The 21275-nt window shown below is 47.8% G+C and carries 20 protein-coding genes; 12 read left to right on the top strand and 8 right to left on the bottom strand.

Annotated features, from left to right (window positions below; genetic code table 11):
• Nucleotides 1-120: 120 nt before the first annotated feature.
• Entirely contained in the window at nt 121-1137 is a 1017-nt protein-coding gene (locus LRP49_RS19955) for an FAD:protein FMN transferase (RefSeq protein WP_274144315.1), read from the top strand.
• Nucleotides 1138-1146: 9 nt separating this feature from the next.
• Nucleotides 1147-1368, top strand: coding sequence for a (Na+)-NQR maturation NqrM (nqrM, locus tag LRP49_RS19950; RefSeq protein ID WP_078751161.1), 222 nt, complete (start codon nt 1147-1149; stop codon nt 1366-1368).
• A gap of 47 nt (nt 1369-1415) precedes the next feature.
• Here the strand turns inward: nqrM and LRP49_RS19945 are convergent, their stop codons facing one another.
• Complete coding sequence (locus LRP49_RS19945; protein WP_274144313.1) at nt 1416-2636, bottom strand: GGDEF domain-containing response regulator; 1221 nt, start codon at nt 2634-2636, stop codon at nt 1416-1418.
• Nucleotides 2637-2767: 131 nt separating this feature from the next.
• Here LRP49_RS19945 and dinB point away from each other — a divergent pair, with 131 nt between their 5' ends.
• Nucleotides 2768-3826, top strand: coding sequence for a DNA polymerase IV (gene dinB, locus LRP49_RS19940; protein WP_274144311.1), 1059 nt, complete (start codon nt 2768-2770; stop codon nt 3824-3826).
• 62 nt (nt 3827-3888) lie between these two features.
• On the opposite strand, the gene LRP49_RS19935 is transcribed toward dinB, so the two are convergent.
• On the bottom strand, nt 3889-5349 hold the full coding sequence (locus LRP49_RS19935) for an aminoacyl-histidine dipeptidase (RefSeq protein WP_274144310.1): 1461 nt from the start codon (nt 5347-5349) through the stop codon (nt 3889-3891).
• A gap of 1002 nt (nt 5350-6351) precedes the next feature.
• Here LRP49_RS19935 and LRP49_RS19930 point away from each other — a divergent pair.
• From LRP49_RS19930 to LRP49_RS19900, 7 genes are all read left to right on the top strand, one after another.
• On the top strand, nt 6352-7638 hold the full coding sequence (locus tag LRP49_RS19930; RefSeq protein ID WP_274144308.1) for an NCS2 family permease: 1287 nt from the start codon (nt 6352-6354) through the stop codon (nt 7636-7638).
• Nucleotides 7639-7703: 65 nt separating this feature from the next.
• Nucleotides 7704-8162, top strand: coding sequence for a xanthine phosphoribosyltransferase (gene gpt / locus LRP49_RS19925; RefSeq protein ID WP_274144306.1), 459 nt, complete (start codon nt 7704-7706; stop codon nt 8160-8162).
• A gap of 145 nt (nt 8163-8307) precedes the next feature.
• Nucleotides 8308-9561, top strand: coding sequence for an esterase FrsA (frsA, locus tag LRP49_RS19920; protein ID WP_274144305.1), 1254 nt, complete (start codon nt 8308-8310; stop codon nt 9559-9561).
• A 202-nt stretch (nt 9562-9763) separates the two neighbouring features.
• A complete protein-coding gene (gene crl, locus LRP49_RS19915; RefSeq protein WP_274144303.1) occupies nt 9764-10168 on the top strand; it encodes a sigma factor-binding protein Crl in 405 nt (134 codons plus the stop codon).
• Nucleotides 10169-10265: 97 nt separating this feature from the next.
• A complete protein-coding gene (gene proB, locus LRP49_RS19910; RefSeq protein WP_274144301.1) occupies nt 10266-11420 on the top strand; it encodes a glutamate 5-kinase in 1155 nt (384 codons plus the stop codon).
• Between the two features lie 51 nt (nt 11421-11471).
• On the top strand, nt 11472-12725 hold the full coding sequence (locus tag LRP49_RS19905) for a glutamate-5-semialdehyde dehydrogenase (protein WP_274144299.1): 1254 nt from the start codon (nt 11472-11474) through the stop codon (nt 12723-12725).
• A 125-nt stretch (nt 12726-12850) separates the two neighbouring features.
• Entirely contained in the window at nt 12851-13765 is a 915-nt protein-coding gene (locus LRP49_RS19900) for a LysR family transcriptional regulator (protein ID WP_274144415.1), read from the top strand.
• A gap of 27 nt (nt 13766-13792) precedes the next feature.
• Here the strand turns inward: LRP49_RS19900 and LRP49_RS19895 are convergent, their stop codons facing one another.
• Nucleotides 13793-14674: a YjjW family glycine radical enzyme activase gene (locus LRP49_RS19895; protein WP_274144297.1), complete on the bottom strand. Its 882-nt coding sequence runs from the start codon at nt 14672-14674 to the stop codon at nt 13793-13795.
• 17 nt (nt 14675-14691) lie between these two features.
• Nucleotides 14692-16233, bottom strand: coding sequence for a YjjI family glycine radical enzyme (locus tag LRP49_RS19890; RefSeq protein WP_274144295.1), 1542 nt, complete (start codon nt 16231-16233; stop codon nt 14692-14694).
• 260 nt (nt 16234-16493) lie between these two features.
• On the opposite strand from LRP49_RS19890, the gene LRP49_RS19885 reads away from it, so the two are divergent.
• Nucleotides 16494-17105 carry a hypothetical protein gene (locus LRP49_RS19885; protein WP_274144293.1) on the top strand — a complete coding sequence of 204 codons (612 nt, stop codon included), beginning with the start codon at nt 16494-16496 and terminating at the stop codon, nt 17103-17105.
• Nucleotides 17105-17554 carry a hypothetical protein gene (locus LRP49_RS19880; RefSeq protein WP_274144291.1) on the top strand — a complete coding sequence of 150 codons (450 nt, stop codon included), beginning with the start codon at nt 17105-17107 and terminating at the stop codon, nt 17552-17554. Before LRP49_RS19885 ends, LRP49_RS19880 begins: the two co-directional genes overlap by 1 nt.
• A gap of 224 nt (nt 17555-17778) precedes the next feature.
• On the opposite strand, the gene lipA is transcribed toward LRP49_RS19880, so the two are convergent.
• The 4 genes from lipA to LRP49_RS19860 form a co-directional block, all read right to left on the bottom strand.
• Nucleotides 17779-18744 carry a lipoyl synthase gene (lipA, locus tag LRP49_RS19875; RefSeq protein WP_274144289.1) on the bottom strand — a complete coding sequence of 322 codons (966 nt, stop codon included), beginning with the start codon at nt 18742-18744 and terminating at the stop codon, nt 17779-17781.
• Nucleotides 18741-19424: a lipoyl(octanoyl) transferase LipB gene (gene lipB, locus LRP49_RS19870; protein ID WP_274144287.1), complete on the bottom strand. Its 684-nt coding sequence runs from the start codon at nt 19422-19424 to the stop codon at nt 18741-18743. The genes lipA and lipB overlap by 4 nt, the downstream gene beginning before the upstream one ends.
• Nucleotides 19425-19552: 128 nt before the next feature.
• Nucleotides 19553-19822, bottom strand: a complete 270-nt coding sequence (gene ybeD, locus LRP49_RS19865) for a DUF493 family protein YbeD (RefSeq protein WP_274144285.1) — start codon at nt 19820-19822, stop codon at nt 19553-19555.
• Between the two features lie 245 nt (nt 19823-20067).
• Nucleotides 20068-21240: a serine hydrolase gene (locus LRP49_RS19860; RefSeq protein WP_274144284.1), complete on the bottom strand. Its 1173-nt coding sequence runs from the start codon at nt 21238-21240 to the stop codon at nt 20068-20070.
• Between the last annotated feature and the right edge of the window lie 35 nt (nt 21241-21275).

Below are 21275 nucleotides of genomic sequence, written 5' to 3'. Positions count from 1 at the left end.
TATAAACCTAACATACCGTTATTTTGTCAGACAGAATCATTGTTTTCTCAAAGAGTTACTGTGCCTCTGATGGTCGAAAGTGATTCTCTCTGATATTAGATTTATCAACTGGATGAAGTAATGAAGAAATTCCTGTTGTCAGTCGGTCTATTGATTAGCAGTGTTTTGCTGCTGGCTGGCTGTGATAAAACCCCTGAGCAAGTGCATCTGACAGGCTCAACCATGGGTACTTATTATTCAATCAAGTACTTGCCTGAAGAAGGTGTTCCTTCATCCAAAGAGGTGCAGGCTGAAATCGATAAGCGTCTTGAATTGGTAAACGATCAAATGTCTACCTACCGCAAGGACTCAGAGCTTAGCGTTTTCAATCAACACAAAGGCAATGATCCGGTTGCAGTGTCTGCGGATACCGCGAAGGTTGTTGCAGAGGCGATTCGAATTAATAAGCTGTCAGATGGTGCGTTGGATGTGACTGTGGGGCCGTTGGTGAACCTATGGGGCTTTGGTCCTGAAGGTCGCCCAAACCGTGTTCCTTCTGACGAACAAATTGCAGCGCGCCGCGCGATGACGGGGATTGAGCACCTGAGCGTGGAAGGCAATAGCTTGATCAAAACTAATCCAGCACTGTATGTCGATTTGTCCTCGATCGCGAAAGGCTTTGGTGTGGATGTGGTTGCCAACTACTTGTCCGAACTGGGTATTAAAAATTACTTGGTGGAGATTGGCGGAGAACTTCAGCTTAAGGGGATAAATGCAGAAGGTCAGCCATGGCGTATTGCCATTGAAAAGCCAACTAATGAGCAGCAAACGGTGCAAGAAATTATTGCGCCGGGCGATATGGCCATCGCCACGTCAGGCGATTACAGAAATTACTTTGAAGAAAATGGGGTGCGGTATTCGCATACGATTGATCCTAAAACGGCAGAGCCGATCCGCCACCGTTTAGTATCAGTGACCGTGTTGGATAAGTCTTGTATGACAGCTGACGGCCTTTCTACCTCATTTATGGTGTTGGGCGCAGATAAGGCATTGAAGGTTGCTAACAGCGAAAATATCCCTGCATTTTTCATCGTAAAGACGGATAATGGGTATAAAGAAATCGCATCGGATGCGTTTAAACAATATCTCTCTCGTTAAGGTAAAAAGATGTCTGTATATTTGATAACGTTTTCGGTGTTTCTGCTTGTGATTGCAGGAATGGCCATCGGCTTCATTATCCAGCGTAAAACCATTAGCGGTAGCTGTGGTGGTTTGGGTGCTGTTGGCATAGAGAAAGAATGCGACTGCCCTGAGCCTTGCGATGCACGTAAAAAGCGTGAAGCTCGCGCGGCGAAAACCGAAGAATGGAAAAAGAATCAAATCCTTTAAATGAAAAAGACCGCTTTTAAGCGGTCTTTTTCTTTGCCTTCATTTTGTTAGATGACGAGCGCGTTTCTGCCTTCTCTTTTGGCTTGATACAGCTTATCGTCAGCTTCTTTTAGCAGTAAAGACAGTGAACGGTTACCTCTGGATGCACCAATACTCACTGTGAAGTTTATATTGTTGCCATCGAACTCGGTGTGAAAACGCTCTACCGCCGTTTTGAACGCGAGGAGCTCTTGCTCAAAGACCGTTTCATTCCCCGTGCAGATCACGACAAATTCTTCGCCTCCAAGTCTGGCAGGTAGTGCCGAGGAGAAAGAGTGCTTTAACAGGTGACCAAGCTCTTTCAATACATGATCCCCGCCTTCATGACCCACGCTGTCATTGATCTTTTTAAAGTGATCGACATCTATCATTGCCAGCATTTTATTTGGACTTGGGTTTTCAGCAGCAAAATTGAAAAAATACCGTCTGTTCCAAAGCCCGGTTAACTCATCACGGTTCGCGAGATAGAAAAGCTGCTCGCTGGCATCCTGTATATCGAGAAGCGTGTGGATACGGCAATAAAGCTCTTCTTGGTTGAATGGTTTATTTAAATAATCGTTGGCACCAGCTTTAAGAAACTGAGAGGTAAGCTCAGAGTTTGAAGAGGCAGAAAGACCAATAATTGACAACTGATCTCTACTGTAATCAAGCCGTAGGTGCTGCACTAATTCGATGCCTTTCATTAACGGCATATCATTGTCGGTAATGACTAAATTAATGTCGTCTACTTGTTCGCAAATCTCCAAGGCTTCTAAGCCATTCTCCGCTGATAGGACAGTTAAATACTGACGCTCTAACAGGTCTACCAATCTCGCTCGCATCGAGACGGAGTCTTCGACGACCAAGGCTTTCTTGCTGATGTTGTGAACCAATCTGTTGAGCAAGGGGCTCAGAAAAGCAACAGACACGGCACTGTCTTTTAGGATGAAATCAATGATGCCCTTATCAAACAGGTATTTTCTTGTGTCTGGGTCATTATTGCTCGTTAGCACGACAACGCGATGACCATAGGCGAGCACATAGTCAATGACTTCGCCTTTCGGGGCGTCTGGCAAGCAAAAATCAAGAACGGCACAAAGGAATGTTGGCTCGGTTTCAAGGTATGCTTTTGTGTCTGCGAGGTTGCTGAAAATAACTGGCTCAAATCCAGCATCCTCAAGAAGAGAGGAAATATAGCTTTGAAAAGTCGGACTATCTTCGACGACTAAGACTTGGTGATTTTTTGTCATACGAAAGCCTGATGAGTTCATTATTGTCTTTTTTATTAACTATAGGACACATTAGAGTGAAAATTGTGTAGTTTGACATTTGCACCAGACACTGTTTTTATACACAGGTATTTAATTCGATATGTGACCAAATGAGAAAAATTATCCACGTCGACATGGATTGTTTTTATGCTGCTGTAGAAATGCGAGACAACGCGGAGCTACGAAACATTCCTCTAGCGATTGGCGGCTCTGAGAAGCGTCGCGGGGTGATTTCTACCTGTAACTATATTGCGCGTAAGTTTGGTGTTCGCTCGGCTATGGCAACGGCACATGCTCTCAAGCTGTGTCCAAATCTGACCGTTGTGCGTGGCGACATGAACAAATACAAAGCGGTCTCTCGCCAAATCCGTGCCATTTTTGAACGGTACACCGATAAAATTGAGCCACTTTCCCTTGATGAAGCCTATCTGGATGTAAGTGATTGCTTACTTTTTAGGGGCTCTGCGACCATGATTGCGGAAGATATTCGGTTGGCGATAAAAACCGAGTTGGGACTGACTGCATCGGCCGGTGTTGCGCCGGTTAAGTTCATCGCGAAGGTAGCGTCTGATATCAATAAACCTGATGGTATCCATGTCGTGACACCACCCGAGGTGGACGAGTTCGTGAAACGTTTGCCGCTTGAAAAAATACCAGGCGTTGGCAAGGTCACCTTGGGCAAACTTCATGAGCTAGGGCTTTATGTTGGTGAAGATGTTCAGCAGTTTGAGAAGCACGCGTTATTACAGCGTTTTGGTAAGTTTGGGCAATCGCTTTGGAGTCGCTGCCACGGGATTGACGATCGAAACGTCGAGACCGATAGGGTGAGAAAGTCGGTGGGAGTGGAGCGTACACTGGCAGAAGACATTCAATCCGAAGCCCAGTGCCTCGAAGTGATGGCTTCACTCTATGAAGAAATGGAGCAGCGATTGCGTCGTGTTTGCCCAGAAATGGAAATTGCGCGCCAAGGTGTGAAGCTCAAGTTTTCGGATTTCCAACAAACGACGGTTGAGCATCGTCAATGGCGATACGATGAGAAGATGTTTCCAGACTTGCTTAAAGAGGCCTTGGACAGACAGCAGGGAAGGGGCATAAGACTAATCGGATTGAATGTCGGCCTGAAAGCTGAAGACAAACACGGTCCGTCACAGCTCAGCTTTAATTGGTAGTTTGAGCTTAGCGGAAACAAAAAGAGCACCCAGAGGTGCTCTTTTTCGTTGTGGCAGAGTAATTATGCTTTCTCTGGGATCGCTTTTAGAATCGCGATCATTTGTTCCCAGAACAATCCCACGGTTTCAATGTTCACTTTCTCATCTGGAGAGTGAGGGAACTTGATTGTCGGACCGAAAGAGATCATATCCATGTTTGGGTACGGTTCTTTGAACAGACCACACTCAAGACCTGCGTGTATCACCATAATGTTTGGAATACGGCCGTAGATATCTTCATAGGTCTTGCGGAAAACATGCATGATTTCAGAGTCAGCATTCGGTTTCCAGCCAGGGTAAGCACCCGCAAACGCGACGTTTGCACCTGCAAGTTCGCCCAATGAGGTCAGCATGCTTTCTACGTAGCTACGTCCACTGTCTGCCAGCGAACGAATTAAACAAAGCATCGTTAGGGTGTTTTCTTCTGTGGTAATAACACCCAAGTTCAGCGAGGTTTCAACCACACCGGCAATGTCGTCACTCATTCGAATCACGCCATTTGGACAGCTATTAATCGTTGCAATAATGCGCGCTTGAGTTGAGGCGGTAAGTGCTTGCTCACTGATAGTGAGTTCTTCAACTGACAGCGCAATCGAGGTTTCAATTGCGCCTAGCTCTTCTTTCAGCAGGTTTTGGTAGTGGCTGAACAGTGAGGCAAGTTTCTCTGCGTTTTCAGTAGGCAGTGCAATGTCACCAAATGCTTCACGTGGAATTGCATTGCGCAGCGAACCGCCACGAATAGACAGAACACGGATACCCAGTTCTTCTGCATGACCTGCAAGGAAACGACCCAGCAGTTTGTTGGCGTTGGCACGACCAGTGTGAATATCACAACCAGAGTGACCGCCTTTCAGGCCTTTTATTTGTAGCGTTTTGCCCACAAAGCCTTCTGGCACGGTTTCACGCTCAAGCGCAAACGTCAGTGACGAGTCTACGCCACCTGCACAACCCATGTAGATTTCGCCTTCTTGCTCAGAGTCGGTGTTCAGCAGAATGTCGCCTTCAAGCCAGCCTTCTTTCAAACCGAACGCACCCGTCATGCCTGCTTCTTCGTCAATAGTGAGCAGAACTTCCAATGGACCGTGTTCAATCTCTTTTGACGCAAGTACTGCAAGGCACGCAGCCATACCCATACCATTGTCTGCGCCCAATGTGGTGCCGTCAGCCGTTACCCATTCGCCATCAATGTAAGGGCGGATTGGATCAACCGTGAAATCGTGCTCGGTGTTTTCGTTTTTCTGTGGAACCATGTCGATGTGCGCTTGCAGTACGACACCTTTACGGTTTTCCATGCCTGCTGTTGCAGGTTTCTTAATGATGACATTACCCACATCATCACGTTTAACAGCCAAGCCTTCGCTGGTTGCCCAATCAATGATGTATTGCGCCAATGCTTCCTCGTGCTTAGACGGGTGAGGAATCGAACAAATCTTATCGAAAAATTGCCACACAGCTTGTGGTGACAGTTGGCTGATTTCTGACACAGGCTTTCTCCAGAAAAACGAAAAAAAATCGATGCGCAACAAATGCTGCACGTCGATAACCTAACAGAATTTGTAACGGAAAAGTATGCCTTGTTAAAAGGATATCCCTATAAATCTGATAGGTGACTAAATCTTAAACTATAAAGTAAGGGTTTTATCTGTCACACATGCTGCGGGTGAGAGGGTTTATTGGGCTTGATCCAATGGTTTTACTAAGAAACCGTAGCACTAGGATGACCTTTTCTGTAATTTTATTACATAAATGGCCTGTTTGATGAAATTTATGTGACATAGATCTCTATGGGGATTGTAATAAAATAACGAACAGGTTATTATCTCACCGTCCTGAAGCAGGACTGTGAAGAAAGGTCTACGCACCCAGGATTTGGTGATGCGCTTTCATTCGTTTAAGGAAAAGCCCGATATTATTCGTCTCCAAGGAACCGAGCTTTGTAAAAGCTGCATCCATTCGAATGTATTGAGAAAGAGTACCCTAAACGATGAAAGGTAATTCCGCTTCCAGCTATTGGAACCAAGGTTCAGTATTAACAGCTAATTTCCGATACCCGAACGCGTTCGGTTATCAGCGTAAGTGACCGTACTTGCGCACGATACAGTAATACCCCAACTCTAACAGATAATTTGTTTCCAGCTTGGAAACAACGTTTCATCTGGCGCCACATATTAGTGGCGTTTTTTTTACCTTTTTTTCCAAAAATGTCTAATCCCGCCCAATTGCTGAGTAGATACTTTATATCGATCTCATAATCTCCAGCTGTACATTTATTGTGCGAAAATTCCTTCTACTATATGCGCAGTTACTCGAACAAGCGGTCTTTAGCTTAAATCACCACCAAACGATGTTAACGTGACGCAATTCACGCTGGAAATTTCGAGAAGTGGCGGGTAATATTCGCGTCGAATTTCCACGCAAACGTTTGTGGAAAACGTTTGCGTCATTTTTGACTGGCCATAAACACTCTTTCCAAGGAATTGAAAGCCATGCTTGAGCGTCTTTTTAAACTAAAAGAGCAAGGTACAGATATACGCACCGAGGTTATCGCAGGACTCACAACGTTTCTGACGATGGCTTACATCATTTTTGTTAACCCAGCAATCCTCTCTGAGACGGGCATGGACCGCGGTGCAGTGTTCGTTGCAACCTGTTTGGCTGCGGCGATTGGCTGTTTCATCATGGGTCTAGTTGCCAACTACCCAGTAGCACAAGCTCCGGGTATGGGTCTGAACGCCTTCTTTACTTACACCGTAGTATTCCAGATGGGTTACTCGTGGCAGGTAGCATTGGGCGCAGTATTCCTGTCTGGTCTTTGCTTTATTGCACTGAGCCTGTTTAAAGTCCGTGAACTGATTATCAACTCTATCCCCCTTTCTTTGCGCACGGGCATTTCAGCAGGTATCGGTATCTTCTTGGCACTGATCGCACTGCAAAATTCAGGTATCGTTGTCGACAACCCTGCAACGCTGGTTGCAATGGGTGATTTGTCTTCGTTTGGTCCTGCAATGGCGGCACTGGGCTTCTTCTTGACTATCGGTCTGGTTAATCGCGGCATTAAAGGCGCGGTAATGATTGCCATTCTGATTGTGACAGCAATTGCTGTTATCACGGGTAACGTTCAATACGCAGGTATCATGTCTGCGCCACCAAGCATCGCTCCGACCTTTATGCAAATGGACCTGTCTGGTGCGTTTGATGTTGCGATGATTTCGGTTGTGTTTGCATTCTTGTTTGTTGACCTGTTTGACACTGCCGGCACCCTAGTTGGTGTTGCAACTAAAGCAGAGCTGTTGGACAAAGATGGCAAATTGCCTCGCCTGAACAAAGCACTGTTGGCTGACAGTACTGCAACGACAGTTGGTGCGGTTCTGGGTACGTCAAACACGACGTCTTTCATTGAAAGTGTGTCTGGTGTAGCAGCGGGTGGTCGTACAGGTCTGACAGCGGTTGTTGTCGGTATCATGTTTATCCTTGCCCTGTTCTTCTCACCATTGGCGGGCATGGTTCCAGCCTACGCGACAGCAGGCGCATTGTTCTATGTTGCGATTCTGATGATGTCAGGACTGGTGAGCGTAAACTGGCGCGATCTGACTGAAGCAGCACCAGTCGTGGTTGTTTGTTTGCTAACGCCGTTGACGTATTCAATCGCACACGGTATCGGTCTGGGCTTCATCTCTTACTGTGCAATCAAGGCACTTAGTGGCAAAGGACGTGACGTACATATCAGTGTGTGGGTTCTTTCTGCGATGTTCTTGCTGAAATTTGTTATGTAAGACACAATACGCCGCAATCTTTTGAGTGAGTTATATTGGCGACCATCGCCTCTGAGGTTTTCTAAATGAGCAACAAGTTTGTTATCACCTGGGACAACATGCAAATGTACACCCGCCAGCTGGCAGAGAAGCTGCTTCCTGCTGATCAGTGGACCGGTATTATCGCGGTAAGCCGTGGTGGTTTGGTACCAGCCGCAATTCTGGCTCGTGAATTGGGTCTTCGTCACGTAGATACAGTTTGTATCTCTAGCTACGATCATGATCATCAGCGTGATATGCAAGTCCTGAAGAAAGCCGACGGCGACGGTGAAGGTTTCATCGTTGTTGATGACCTGGTTGACACTGGTGGTACTGCGGAAGTTATCCGTGAAATGTACCCGAAAGCGAAGTTTGTAACTGTGTGTGCGAAACCTGCTGGTAAGCACTTGGTTGACGACTACGTGGTAGACATCGCTCAGGATTGCTGGATTGAGCAGCCTTGGGATATGGGCGTGACATTCGTTGAGCCTGTTGCTAAGCGCTAAGAATTGTAAAAAGCCCCGAAAGGGGCTTTTTTTATATCTAAATATTAGTGAAGACGGTGCTATTTATACGGGCAAACATCATGGTTTTCTGCCTATGATGGTTTACACTAACCCCAGTAATTTCTGAATATTTGGGAGAGGTTGCGTGAGCGAAACCGAATCCGAAAACCTGTCAATTAAACTCTTCAAACAACACAAGCATGCCAAGGAAACCTCAACCATTGTTGGCTCGGTGAATCAAAACCTAAGTGGTTTACACAATGCCTTGGATGGAGACAGTGACAATAGCTGGTACCGTATCCTTCGCCGTCCTCAGTGGATATGGCAAGGTGTCGACCCCATTGAAATGGAAGAGACATTGGCGAGAATTGCGGTGTCTGATAACGATCGAAGCAGCGAAAAATTACTTGATACCGTCGTAGGCTATCGGGCAGGAAACTGGGCGTATGAATGGACGCAATGCGGAATGCGTCATCAAAAATCGGCGCAACGTCTCGAAGAGTCCGGTAAAAAAGCGGACGCGGCAAATACGTGGCTGCTGGCAAGTACCTGTTTCAGCATCGCTGCTTATCCGCATTTAAAAGGTGATCCTTTATCGCTACAAGCAGAAACGCTGGCCAATAAAGCGTTTCATAATGCGATAGACAAACTGCCATACAAGGTTAAAACCGTTGTTACTCAGGTTGATGGAAAACCGCTGGAAGGTTTTTTGTATCTCCCTCATACCAATGAGCCGTTGCCGACCGTGATCGTCAGTGGTGGTGTCGATAGCTTGCAAACCGACGCATGGCGTTTGTTTGAAACCTATTTTGCACCTGCCAATATCGCCATGTTGACGCTGGATATGCCGTCTGTTGGGCGAAGCAGTCACTGGAACCTCACAGAAGATACCAGCCGTTTGCATCAGGCAATGTTGCAAGAGTTACGTTCTGTACCATGGGTTGACCATCACCGCATCGGTTGTTTAGGTGTGCGCATGGGGGCGAATGCTGCGGTCCGAATGGCATTTGTTGAGCAAAACAACGTGAAATCATGCGTGTCTGTGGGCGGCATGCTGCATACCATGTTGAATGAAGCGTACCTGCAAAAAAACATTCCGCCTATGTATCTTGATACGATAGCTTCGCGAATGGGTAAGTCGGTTGCAAGTACATCGCTACTGACGCAACTGCAGGCGTTATCCCTCAAAAATCAGGGTTTGTTGACCGGTAGACGGACTAAAGTTCCTGTGTTGGCACTAAGCCTATCAGGGGATCCTGTGTGCCCTGAAACAGACAACCAATTGGCCGCACTTTATAGCCAAGGTGGAAAGGCGAAAACCTTACCAAGCGCACCATTGCATGATGGTTATCACAGAATCATGTTGGAGGCCATGGCTTGGTTTTCAAAGACCTTGTGACTAAGGTCTTTTAACTCGTTTTAGGTACCTCGAATTGGTCAAGGCTCTCTGATATTAGACGAATTCCTTTGTTCGATTGTTATACACTTGAAGTTTGCTGATTAAAAATCGACCTGGCTTTGAGGTCTTGTATTGACAGCATCGCCTGTGAATAACGCAACGAATAATAACAACATTGGAATTCGTTTTAAGGGAGCTTGCTATGACAGACGAAACTAAATCACTATCCCATGGCCGACTAATGACAAAGTTCGCGCAACTGGGCCCCTATCTTCGCCAGAATAAATCCTCAGAAGAAAGCTACTTCTTCGACTGCCTATCTGCCTGTGTAAACGCAAAAAAAACACCCGAAAGTCGTGAATTTTGGGGTTGGTGGATGGAATTGACGCCAAAAGAGGGTGGATTTGAATATTTTTACGCCTTCGGCAAGTTTGATACGGCGGGCGAATGGAAAGAAGAAAATGTCCCGAACAAAAGTGCCACTGAAGTGAAAGCGTCTCTGGACACTTTCTACCAGAAAATCACGGCATTTGTTGAAGGTGACCTGTCGCTGGAGATTTCAGCACTCCCATCACTTAAGCAACCAAAGCTGGGTTCGGCTGCATAACTTTCGAATATCACGCAAACGAATGCTTTATTCGCTTGTTATCTTGGGCTGAGATTGATAAAAGAAGAGCTCATTTGCTTTATTTGTTATCAATGTCATGTCAGGCCAAGAAAACAATTTATCTATCAAAACGTCTGGTGGTCAATCTGATCGCCAGACTGTCGTTGTAAAGCTGGGCACCAGCGTACTTACCGGCGGATCTAAAAAACTGGATCGTGCACACATGGTTGAACTGGTTCGTCAGTGCGCCATGCTGATTCGCGAAGGTCATCATGTTGTTATCGTTACCTCGGGTGCGATTGCGGCAGGTCGTGAGCACTTAAACCATCCTCAAATCGCAAACACTATCGCTAACAAGCAAATGCTGGCAGCGGTAGGCCAGTCGCGCATTATTCAAGCATGGGAAAGCCTGTTTGCCATTTATGGCATCAACATCGGTCAGATGCTGCTTACGCGTGCAGATTTGGATGATCGCGAGCGTTACCTGAATGCGCGCGATATGCTGCAAGCACTGCTCGACAACAATATCGTTCCGGTTGTGAATGAAAACGATGCTGTTGCAACTGCGGAAATCAAAGTGGGTGACAACGACAACTTGTCAGCACTGGTGGCGATTTTGGCAGAAGCGGACAAGCTGTTGCTTCTTACCGACCAGCCTGGTCTGTTTACGGCAGACCCTCGCAGCAATCCAGACGCTGAACTAATTCACGAAGTTCATACTATTGATGAAACCCTGCATAAACTGGCGGGTGGCAGCGTAAGTGGTTTGGGCACGGGCGGCATGGCGACCAAACTGCAAGCGGCAGACGTTGCGCGTCGTTCAGGTATTGAAGTGACCATCGCCGCGGGCAGCCGTCCTGAAGTGATTCAGCATGTGGTGGAAGGCAAACCTGCGGGTACGCGCTTCTTACCGCTAGAATCACCACTGGAAAGCCGCAAGCGTTGGATTCTCGCGGGTCCTCCTCCAGCAGGTAACATCATCATTGATGATGGCGCAGCGAAAGCCGTGGTTGAGCGTCACAGCAGTTTATTGTCAAAAGGCATTACTGCTGTTGAAGGTAGATTTGACCGTGGTGCTGTTGCACGTATCTGTAATAAGGACGGAAAACTGCTGGCGCGTGGGATCTGTCGTTACTCAAGCAAAGATTTAAGTGCCATCGCAGGTCGACATAGTCAGGATATTCAAGATATTCTGGGTTATGCACACGGAGCCGTCGCGGTGCACTGCGACGATTTGGTCGTCATCGATTAATCAGGCTGTGGCGCAAGCCGCGGCCTAAATGGAAGAGCAATAGAGGCTGAAATGAGTCTGCAACAAATGGGACGCGCAGCGAAAGACGCTGCTTACGCACTGGCAACCGCACCGACGGCGCAGAAAAACAAAGCGCTGGCAGTGATTGCTGATGAATTAGAAGCAAATGCGGCGGCAATTCTTGCTGCTAACGCAAAAGACATCGACGCGGGTCGCGCAGCAGGTCTGCCCGACGCGATGCTTGATCGTCTGCTTTTGAATGAATCTCGTCTGGCGGGTATTGCCGCAGACGTACGCAATGTAATTTCTCTGACTGACCCCGTCGGCAGTGAGATTGACTGCAAAGTGCTAGAAAATGGCATGACACTGAGTCGTCGTCGTGAGCCCATTGGTGTAATTGGTGTGATTTACGAAGCGCGCCCGAATGTGACCATTGATATTGCTTCGCTCTGCCTGAAAACCGGTAATGCGAGCATCCTGCGTGGCGGTCGCGAAACGTTCCACTCAAACGTTGAGCTTGTGAAAGTGATTCAGACTGCGCTGGAAAAAGCTGACTTACCGGCTGCATCTGTTCAGTACATCGAAAAACCAGACCGTGAGCTGGTGGGTGAACTGCTGCGTTTGGACGAATACGTCGACATGATCATCCCACGTGGTGGTGCAGGTCTGCACAAAATGTGTAAAGAGAACAGCACTATCCCTGTGATCATCGGCGGTTTTGGTATCAGCCACCTGTTTGTTGATAAGACTGCGGATCTGGATCGCTCTCTGGATCTTATCATCAACGCGAAAGCACAGCGTCCGTCAGCGTGTAACGCGCTGGACACGCTGCTGGTGCATGAAGACGTTGCGACTGAGCTGTTTGAAAAGTTGGTGCCACTGCTGAATGACAACAAGTTGAAGATCGTTGCAGACAGCGCAGCTTACCCTCTGTTGTCAGCGGTTGCTGATTTGCATGAAGCGGGCGAAGGTGACTTTGACACCGAATGGCTGAGCTATACGCTGGGCGTGTCGATTGTCTCTGACGTGCATGCTGCTCTGAAGCACATGCGCGATCACAACGCGAGCCACTCAGACGCGATCCTGACTAACGATCTGATGGCGGCAGAAGCCTTCATCAACGGTGCAGGTTCAGCGGCGGTGTATGTGAATGCGTCAACACGCTTCACAGACGGCGCACAGTTCGGTTTGGGCGCAGAGGTTGCGGTATCTACTCAGAAACTGCATGCGCGTGGCCCAATGGGCTTAGAAGAGCTCACCACCTACAAATGGGTAGGTAAAGCAGATTATCTCGCACGCCCTTAAGGCGACGTTGAATAAATCGCAGCAGAAGGCATTCTCCATGAGTGCCTTTTTTCTATTCAGCCACTATCTGTTTTCATTGAATGGCGGTACTCTCTCGCCACTATTCGATAACGCCAGAAACTGCGATGGATTACACCACACTCTCTCGGATCAGCCTTAAGAATCTCACTGTGATGCATGTGCTCTTGATGACGCACAGTGTTACGGCAACGGCGGATATTCTGTGTGTGACCCCATCCAGTGTCAGCAAGGCACTCAGTCAGTTAAAAACGCAGCTTAATGACGATCTGTTCTTCCGTCGTGGTAATCAGCTAACGCCCACGCAATTTGCGCTCAGTATCGGCCCTGCGATTCACAATGTGCTGTCGAACATCAATGGCATTTTCCAGCAAGGGGAGTTCTCGCCAGAGGTGTATGAAGGCACCTTGTCGCTCTCAATGCGTGAAAGCACCTTTGAGCTGTTTGCACCGAAGCTTTGCGGAATTTCCGCCCAGCTTTCAGACAAAGCACGCCTTAACATCTCCACCAAAGAGCAGTTCAGCTTTGAAGCGCTGCAAAGCGGTAAGTTGGATTTCCTGTTGTTGCCGCACGACATCAGCCAGCCACCGACACAAAGCAAAAGCTTGGTGTGGCAAACCATTATGGAAGATGAAATGGTGTGTCTGATGCGTGCCGATCATCCGCTCGCACAGCAAGACTTAACGATTGAGGGATACTTAAGTTGCCGCCACATTCGGGTGATCGACAAAGACTTGGCTGAACCGTATTTTGAGATGACGCTGACGCAACGCCATGGCGCGCGCAACATCGCTTTGATGGTCGCAGATTTTGGCTCTGCGGCACTGACCTGCCATCACTCAGACTATCTGTTTACCTGCTCCAAACGCTGGGCGGAAACCGCCTTGCAGGCAAAAGATCTGGTCGCAAAACCCTTGCCCTTCGATTACGGACAAGTGGCGTACAGTTTGGTGTGGAACATGGTGAGCTTGAACAACCCAGCGTGTCGTTGGCTTCACAGCCAGCTTATTGCCGAGAGCTAAAAAGCCAGCCGAAAACAGGATGGTAAATTAGGTATAAATGGTCGGTTTCAGCATCGGACGCTGAATACGGGCGAACAGCAAGTCGTGGAAGCGATCCATTTCGGCTTCGCTGCATTTTTCCCACTCCAGTGCCTGACCCATCACGCCATGGTGCTGAAAGGCATTAAGGCGAATTTGAACCGATTCTGGCAGTTTATTGAGATACGCGCCGACGGCATCCACTTCCGTATCCAAGTCACTTTTCCCCGGAATATGAAGCAAACGCACTTCGTGCAGTTTTCCCATCTCAGCCAACAGGTCGATAGTATCGATAACGCGGTGTTTATCGCGACCAATGAGCCAGCGGTGCGTCTCGGATTGCCAAGATTTTAAATCAATCATTGCGCCATCAAGGTAAGGGGCAACACGCTCCCAACCTGCACGCGACAATGAACCGTTGCTGTCGATAAAGCATGTCAGGTGTGACAACGCAGGATCGGCTTTTACGGCTTTGAATAGCTCGATAATGAACGGCAGTTGCAGCGTGGCTTCACCGCCTGACACGGTAATACCGTTCAGGAAAAAGTGGTGTTGGCGAACCAAGGCCAGCATGTCATCCAAGCTGTAACTGACAATTTTCGGATTGGATTTGTGAGGGCATACATCGATGCAAAGATCGCAGTGTGTGCACTTTGCTGCATCCCAAACCACTTTGCCTTCAGCACTGAATGACAGCGCATCAGCAGGGCAGGGTGCCACACAATCGCCGCAATCGGTGCAGTGATTGATGGTATGCGGGTTGTGGCAGGTAATGCAGTCGAAATTGCAGCCCTGCAAAAAGATGACCAGGCGGTTGCCCGGTCCATCGACACAAGAGAATGTCAGGATACGGCTGACCAATGCGTTTGTCTTACTCGGTTTCACTGACATTCTCCGGTGGTATGCGATTACTTGTAAACAGGCGTGGTCTCGAAGCTCACCACACGTGGTGCGCGGTCAAGAATCCCCGTGTTGCAAGCCGCTTCTGCGCCCAGCCACGTGGTGTTCTTACGAGAACCTTCATCGTCGTATTTCGCGATGTCAGACAGTTTGATCATGTAACCCGTTACACGTACCAGATCGTTTGACGCAACGTTCGCGGTGAACTCGCGGTAGCCCATGTTGATTGCACCCTTACACAGGTTGAACATGGCTTCTGGGTTTGATTTTACCGTCTCGTCGATGGTCAGAATGTCACTGATACCCGAGGTGTAGTATTTGTGGTGACCAGCGGTTGCGTGAACGTAAGTCACTGGGTCTGGTTCAGTACCGTAAGGAATACGAACACCTGGGGTCACGTCTTTATCGATGCTGATGCCACCTTGTGAGTGCAGAACCGCTTTACCGTTCAGGCCATATTTCACAGGGCTTGCTTCAACCAGCTCTGCCAGTTTTGCAGAGATAGCGTGGCCCAGTTCGTTTGCCGCGATGCCGTGACCGTACTTCTGTGACTGACCGTCTTTCTCCATCAGGATGTTAACCGCTTCCGCCATGCCGTAAATACCGAACATAGGCGCGAAACGACCTTCTTCAATCAGACCTTCTGTTGCCAGGAAGTGTTTGAAGTAGTTTGAAGACTCGTGCAGGAAGCTGCTGCGCACGTCCATCAGTTCAACCATCAGCTTGCTGTACGTTGGCAGCACTGCGTTCAGGAAGTCTTGTGCGCTTTCTGCTTTCTCAGCAGCGTGCTTCAGGTTCATGCGCACTAGCGTGTTAGAACCGCCAGCCAGTGGCAGCGAGTTGTAGCAGCTTACGATACCGAAACGCTTGTCACCGTATGCGGCAGCGTGCATTGGGTAGTTCGCGATGTGCGGCTTGCTGCACTCAACGATGTTTGATGTCGCTTGACGCAGCAGGTCGTCAGACGTAACCGCTGGGTCGTACATGAACGTCAGGTTCGGTGCAATTTGCTTTAGCTCAGCATCCACGCGCAGGATAGTGCGACAGATGATGTTGTCTGCTGGGCCGATGTTTGCGTGCATGAATGCGTCTGGCAGGGTGCGGTCCAGCATGATCCAGAAACGCTTAATTTTTTGGTAGATCTCTTCGTCTGACAGGTCGCCCACGTAAGGCATCAACACGTCATCCAACTGACCCACGTAAACAGGAATGTTGGTCACAGACGGTACGTGGTGGTAGATGATGTTCAGCATGTTCAGCGCATCATCAAGGTTTTCTGCTGGAGACAGCTCTAGGTACTCAGAACCCTGAGACAGGAACTTTGCGTAGTCTGGCAGCACGTAGCGTGGTTTGAACGGTGCGTGACCTTCAAACATGTCACAGATAACGCCGTCTTTCATCGCCTGCTCGATATCGTCAGAGATATCCATGTAAGGCAGGCTAGCTTCTGCTTCCAACGCCAGCCATTGGTTTTTCTGCTTTGGCGACAGGGTTGGGTTGTTGATGATTTGGTAGAAACGTTCTTGAAGTTCTGTCAGATGCTTGCTCATGGAAAAGACCCTACTTTAATTTGGGTTTATTCTAAGCGCGAATCCGGTTTGTCACTATTGAACAATGAAGAAGCATATTTTTCCAAAATGGAAATCCGTATGGTGTGTGAAATAGCCGGTTAAAAGAAGTGGAGAGGTGGGGGCTAGGGCCTAAGTAACTCCAAAATTTTCCGTATCGTATTAGTTAATGCAAAACTAATCAGTCTCTCATCAAGCTGCACTATTAGGTTTTCTTGTTGTTGCTCGAGAAGTTTGTAGGAATGGAACTACATATCTTTCCATTTCGCTCACAATTCCAGTTCCTCAGATATAATTCATTTAAATCAGCGTGTTATATTTCAGCCGCCTTAGATGCTGACAATTTCGATTGTTTTGTTGTGAATCTGGCAAATGGCTGCGCTTTTTTGAATCAAAAGGGGTTTTATGTGTTAGAAAAAACTGTTGTAGATGATACCCCGCATGTTCGAGGCGAGACTTTTGATACTCCTTTGATTATGGAAGGGGGGATTGATTATGAGCCTGAGAGGTATGTTGCTGAAAAACCGTATGACCTTACGCGGTATGAGTTTAGTATTTTAAAAAAGTCATCTAGCTCTGAAACGTGGTTTAATTTGATTGCAGGCGGTACGGCTGGAGTTGTGATTACAGTTGCAGGGAAGACAATTGCTTCTTTGATAGATAAGAAAGATCCTAGTTTAGCAACGTGGGAAATTGTTGCGGTAGTTGTAGGTATAGGCATTTCAATTTTGGTAAAGAAAAAAATTAAGTCAGATGACGAGAAAGAAAAAGAACAATTGTTATCAGTCGTTGATGCGCATTTTACTCAAAATAGGAAGCGTCGAGTTCATTTAACTCAAGGGGGAGATAAGTGATGAAAATTGAATCACTGCCTAGTAATTACTCAGCCCCTGAACAGATGCTAATTGGGTCAAACTCACTAAAGAACGTGCAAACACTGATCGATTTTAATGGATTTTCTCCAATTCTAGTCGGTGACGGAGATACACCGCACATTTGGATTAATGTGCCAATGAATCAACAAGGTACTGAATGGTACCCCCTTGTCAAAGACAACTTCTCAACAAATCCAGCAGTGATTGTGCTGAAGCGTAGCAATGGTGTAAAAGTAACAACGCCAGATGGAGAGGTGATTGATTGTGAGAAAAGGAATGACGGCACTATTGTTGTCCATAAATTAAACTTAAGGCCATTTGGGATAAATGTTACAGCCAATTCTGAATCGCTGAACATTATGAATACTTCATTTTCTTCAAGTGGCTTTAGTAATATGAGGGCTGTTGTCGGGCTAGGTGGTGCTTAAAACAAGTAGCTATTTAACACAAGTATTCATTGTTAATTTTGGCTGCGTCAGCAGCCAATGCTCTCGAACAATAAAGCCAGCAGCTTTTATGAAGTTATCGAAATTGTCCCAATCCACCTAAAGTGCCACGATACTTTCCCCCCTCACCACCCAAGCCTCAACGACCAGAAACAAAAAACGCCGAGCAATGCTCGGCGTTTTCGTATTTAGATTCACGTTGGCTCTTACTTGATTTCCACGCCCTGTGCTTGCAGGTCTGCATGGTAAGAAGAGCGAACGAACGGACCACACGCAGCGTGTGTGAAGCCTAGTTCTAACGCAATATCACGCAGCTCGTCAAACTCTTCAGGTGGCACGTAACGCTCTACCGGAAGGTGGTGACGGCTTGGTGCCAAGTACTGACCCAAGGTCAGCATGGTCACACCGTGTTCACGCAAGTCTTTCAGGACTTGAATAATTTCTTCTTTGGTTTCACCCAGACCCATCATTACGCCAGACTTGGTCGGGACGTCAGGGTGCATTTCACCGAACTTCTTCAGCAGCTCCAGAGACCATTTGTAGTTCGCACCCGGACGCGCTTTACGGTAAAGGCGAGGTGCGGTTTCCAGGTTGTGGTTGAACACATCTGGCGGGTTGTCTTTCAGAAGCTCAAGCGCGGTGTCCATACGACCACGGAAGTCAGGCACCAGCGTCTCGATGCGGATTTCTGGGTTCAGGGCACGAATTTCGCGGGTACAGTCCGCAAAGTGCTTCGCACCACCATCACGCAGGTCATCACGGTCTACCGAGGTAACAACCACGTATTTTAGCTTCATGTCGCTGATGGTTTTTGCCAGTTTCGCTGGCTCATTTTCATCCGGCTGGTTTGGACGGCCATGTGCAACATCGCAGAAAGGGCAACGACGGGTACAAATCGCACCCAGAATCATGAAGGTCGCGGTGCCATGGTTAAAACATTCTGCCAAGTTAGGGCAAGACGCTTCTTCGCACACCGAGTGCAGATTGTTTTTACGCAGCGCAGACTTGATGTCTTGGATACGTTTACTGTCTGATGGAAGTTTGATCTTCATCCACTCAGGCTTGCGCAGCATCTCTTTTTGCTCGGTCGGCATGTTTTTGACCGGGATGAGCGCCATTTTGTCTGCATCGCGGTACTTAACGCCGCGTTCCATCTGGATCGGTTTGCTCATAATTCGTTGCTTTCTGTTAGGGACTCCACCTCATCGTAGCCGAGGTGCGAAGTCAGTTTATCAACTAACACAGGGTAAAGCTCAGCAAGCGATGCTGGGCCCCCTAAATCGACGGTTTGTGTCATCGCCATGCCTTCATAACCACATGGGTTAATGCGCAGGAACGGTGACAAGTCCATATTGACGTTTAGTGCCAATCCGTGGAACGAACAGCCCCGACGGATCCGAAGACCCAACGAGCAGATTTTGTTATCACCCACATACACACCCGGTGCATCTGGACGAGCTCGGGATTCAATACCGTAATGCGCGAGCGTATCGATCACAATGTTCTCGATATGGGTAACCAGCTCGCGAACACCCATCTTCTTCCGCTTTAGGTCAATCAGCACATAGGCAACCTGCTGACCGGGACCATGGTAGGTGACTTGCCCACCGCGATCACTCTGAACAACGGGAATGTCACCCGTTGCGAGCAAATGCTCCGCTTTGCCAGCCTGACCTTGGGTAAACACAGGCTCATGCTCTACCAGCCAAATTTCATCTAGCGTATCACTTTCACGTTCGTCAGTGAACGTGTGCATGGCTTGAAAGGTCGGCTCGTAAGGGCGCAATCCAAGCTGTCTGATGATGAGACGATTTTGCTGCAAAGTACACCTGCCAGTTTGCGAAAGCTTCATCCGAAATCCGACGGGAATTGCGGTAAGAAGATGACAAATCTTCGAAATGCCAGTGAGATATTATAACGAGCGACGGCTGAATTAACAGCCGCCGTCAGTAAGGGTATTACGCGATTAGCGTGAGCTGATCACAGAACCATACGAACGATTTCGATATCAGCCAGTTCTTTGTACAGCGTTTCAACTTGTTCAATAGAGGTGGCTGTAATGGTCACAGATACCGCGTGATAGGTGCCTTTACCGCTTGGCTTTACAGTCGGGCTGTAGTCGCCTGGGGCGTGACGCTGAATCACTTCCAAAACCAGATCTGGAAGCTCTGGCTTCGCATAGCCCATCACTTTGTAAGTGAACTTACACGGGAACTCCAGTAAGTCTCTCAGTTTTGGTTCTTCTTGCATGTATGACTCCACAATCGGCGGCAGAAAAAAGCAGCCGAATACTTGTTTGTACGAGCTCCTGTGCACTGTGTAGGTATCGCAGGAACTGAGATTTCGATCACGAATATAATTGGGGGAGAATAGTAATCGTCCTGTTAAAAGAAAACAAGATGATGCGCGCTCACCACATAAAGGTATATGGGGGCGAAAGTGGAAAATAAAAAGGGCAGTGAAGTCACTGCCCTTATATTCGTCGTATTGGGTGCTTAGAATAGGTTCTTGAAGAACATCACGATGTAATCCATCAAGCGGCTGAATAGGCCACCTTCTTTGACATCGTTTAGTGCAACCAATGGGTATTCCGCAACGTCTTCACCATCAACTTGGTAGTAAAGTTTGCCGACAACGTCGCCTTTCGCGATAGGGGCTTCCAGCGTTTTTTCCAGTACGAAGCTCGCTTCCAGATCTTTCGCTTTGCCGCGTGGCAGAGTGACGTAAGTATCTTCGGTTACACCCAGTGCTACTTGGTCTGTGTCACCCATCCATACTTTTTCTGTCACGAAGGTTTCGTTTGCTTTGTGTGGCTCAACTGTTTCGAAGAAGCGGAAACCGTAGTTCAGCAGTTTCTTACTTTCTGCTTTACGCGCGTTGGCACTGTTTGTACCCATCACAACCGCAATCAGGCGCATTTTGCCTTCGGTTGCTGAGCTAACTAGGCTGTAACCCGCTTTGTCAGTGTGGCCGGTTTTGATGCCATCAACGTTCATGCTCTTATCCCAAAGCAGACCGTTACGGTTGTATTGGGTAATGCCGTTGTAGGTGTATTGCTTGTCACTGTATATGCGGTATTCCTCTGGAACGTCGCGGATCAGTGCTTGACCAAGCAATGCCATGTCGTAAGGCGTTGAATAAAGGTCGTCATGATCTAAGCCGTGCGCGTTCATGAAATGTGTGTCTTTCATGCCCAGCGATTTCGCCCAGCCGTTCATTAGATCAACAAAAGAATCTTCAGAGCCCGCGATGTGTTCAGCCATTGCCACACATGCATCGTTACCTGATTGAATGATAATGCCGTGGTTCAGTTCGTTGACGGTCACAGTCGTGCCAACTTCGATGAACATTTTCGAGCTGCCTGGGAAGTTTTTCGCCCACGCGTTTTTGCTGATCACCACTTCATCATCGAGGCTGATATTGCCGCGTTCGATTTCCTGACCAATAACATAACTGGTCATCATTTTGGTTAGACTCGCTGGGTTCAGACGCTCGTGAGCATTGTGCTCAGCCAGAACTTTACCTGAGTTGTAGTCCATCAATACGTAGCCTTTTGCCGCGATTTGTGGGGCATCAGGTACAACGCTTGGTGCTGCGAAAACGCTCGCAGAAGTTAAAACAGCGGTCGATAAGACTAAAGAGCGCAACAATGAGGGTGATTTTTTCATAAATTTAGGTACTTACTCGGTATTTCTCTAGTCAA

Source organism: Enterovibrio qingdaonensis (assembly GCF_028683135.1).
Classification (GTDB): domain Bacteria; phylum Pseudomonadota; class Gammaproteobacteria; order Enterobacterales; family Vibrionaceae; genus Enterovibrio; species Enterovibrio qingdaonensis.
This window is presented reverse-complemented; position numbering and strand designations above follow the sequence as displayed.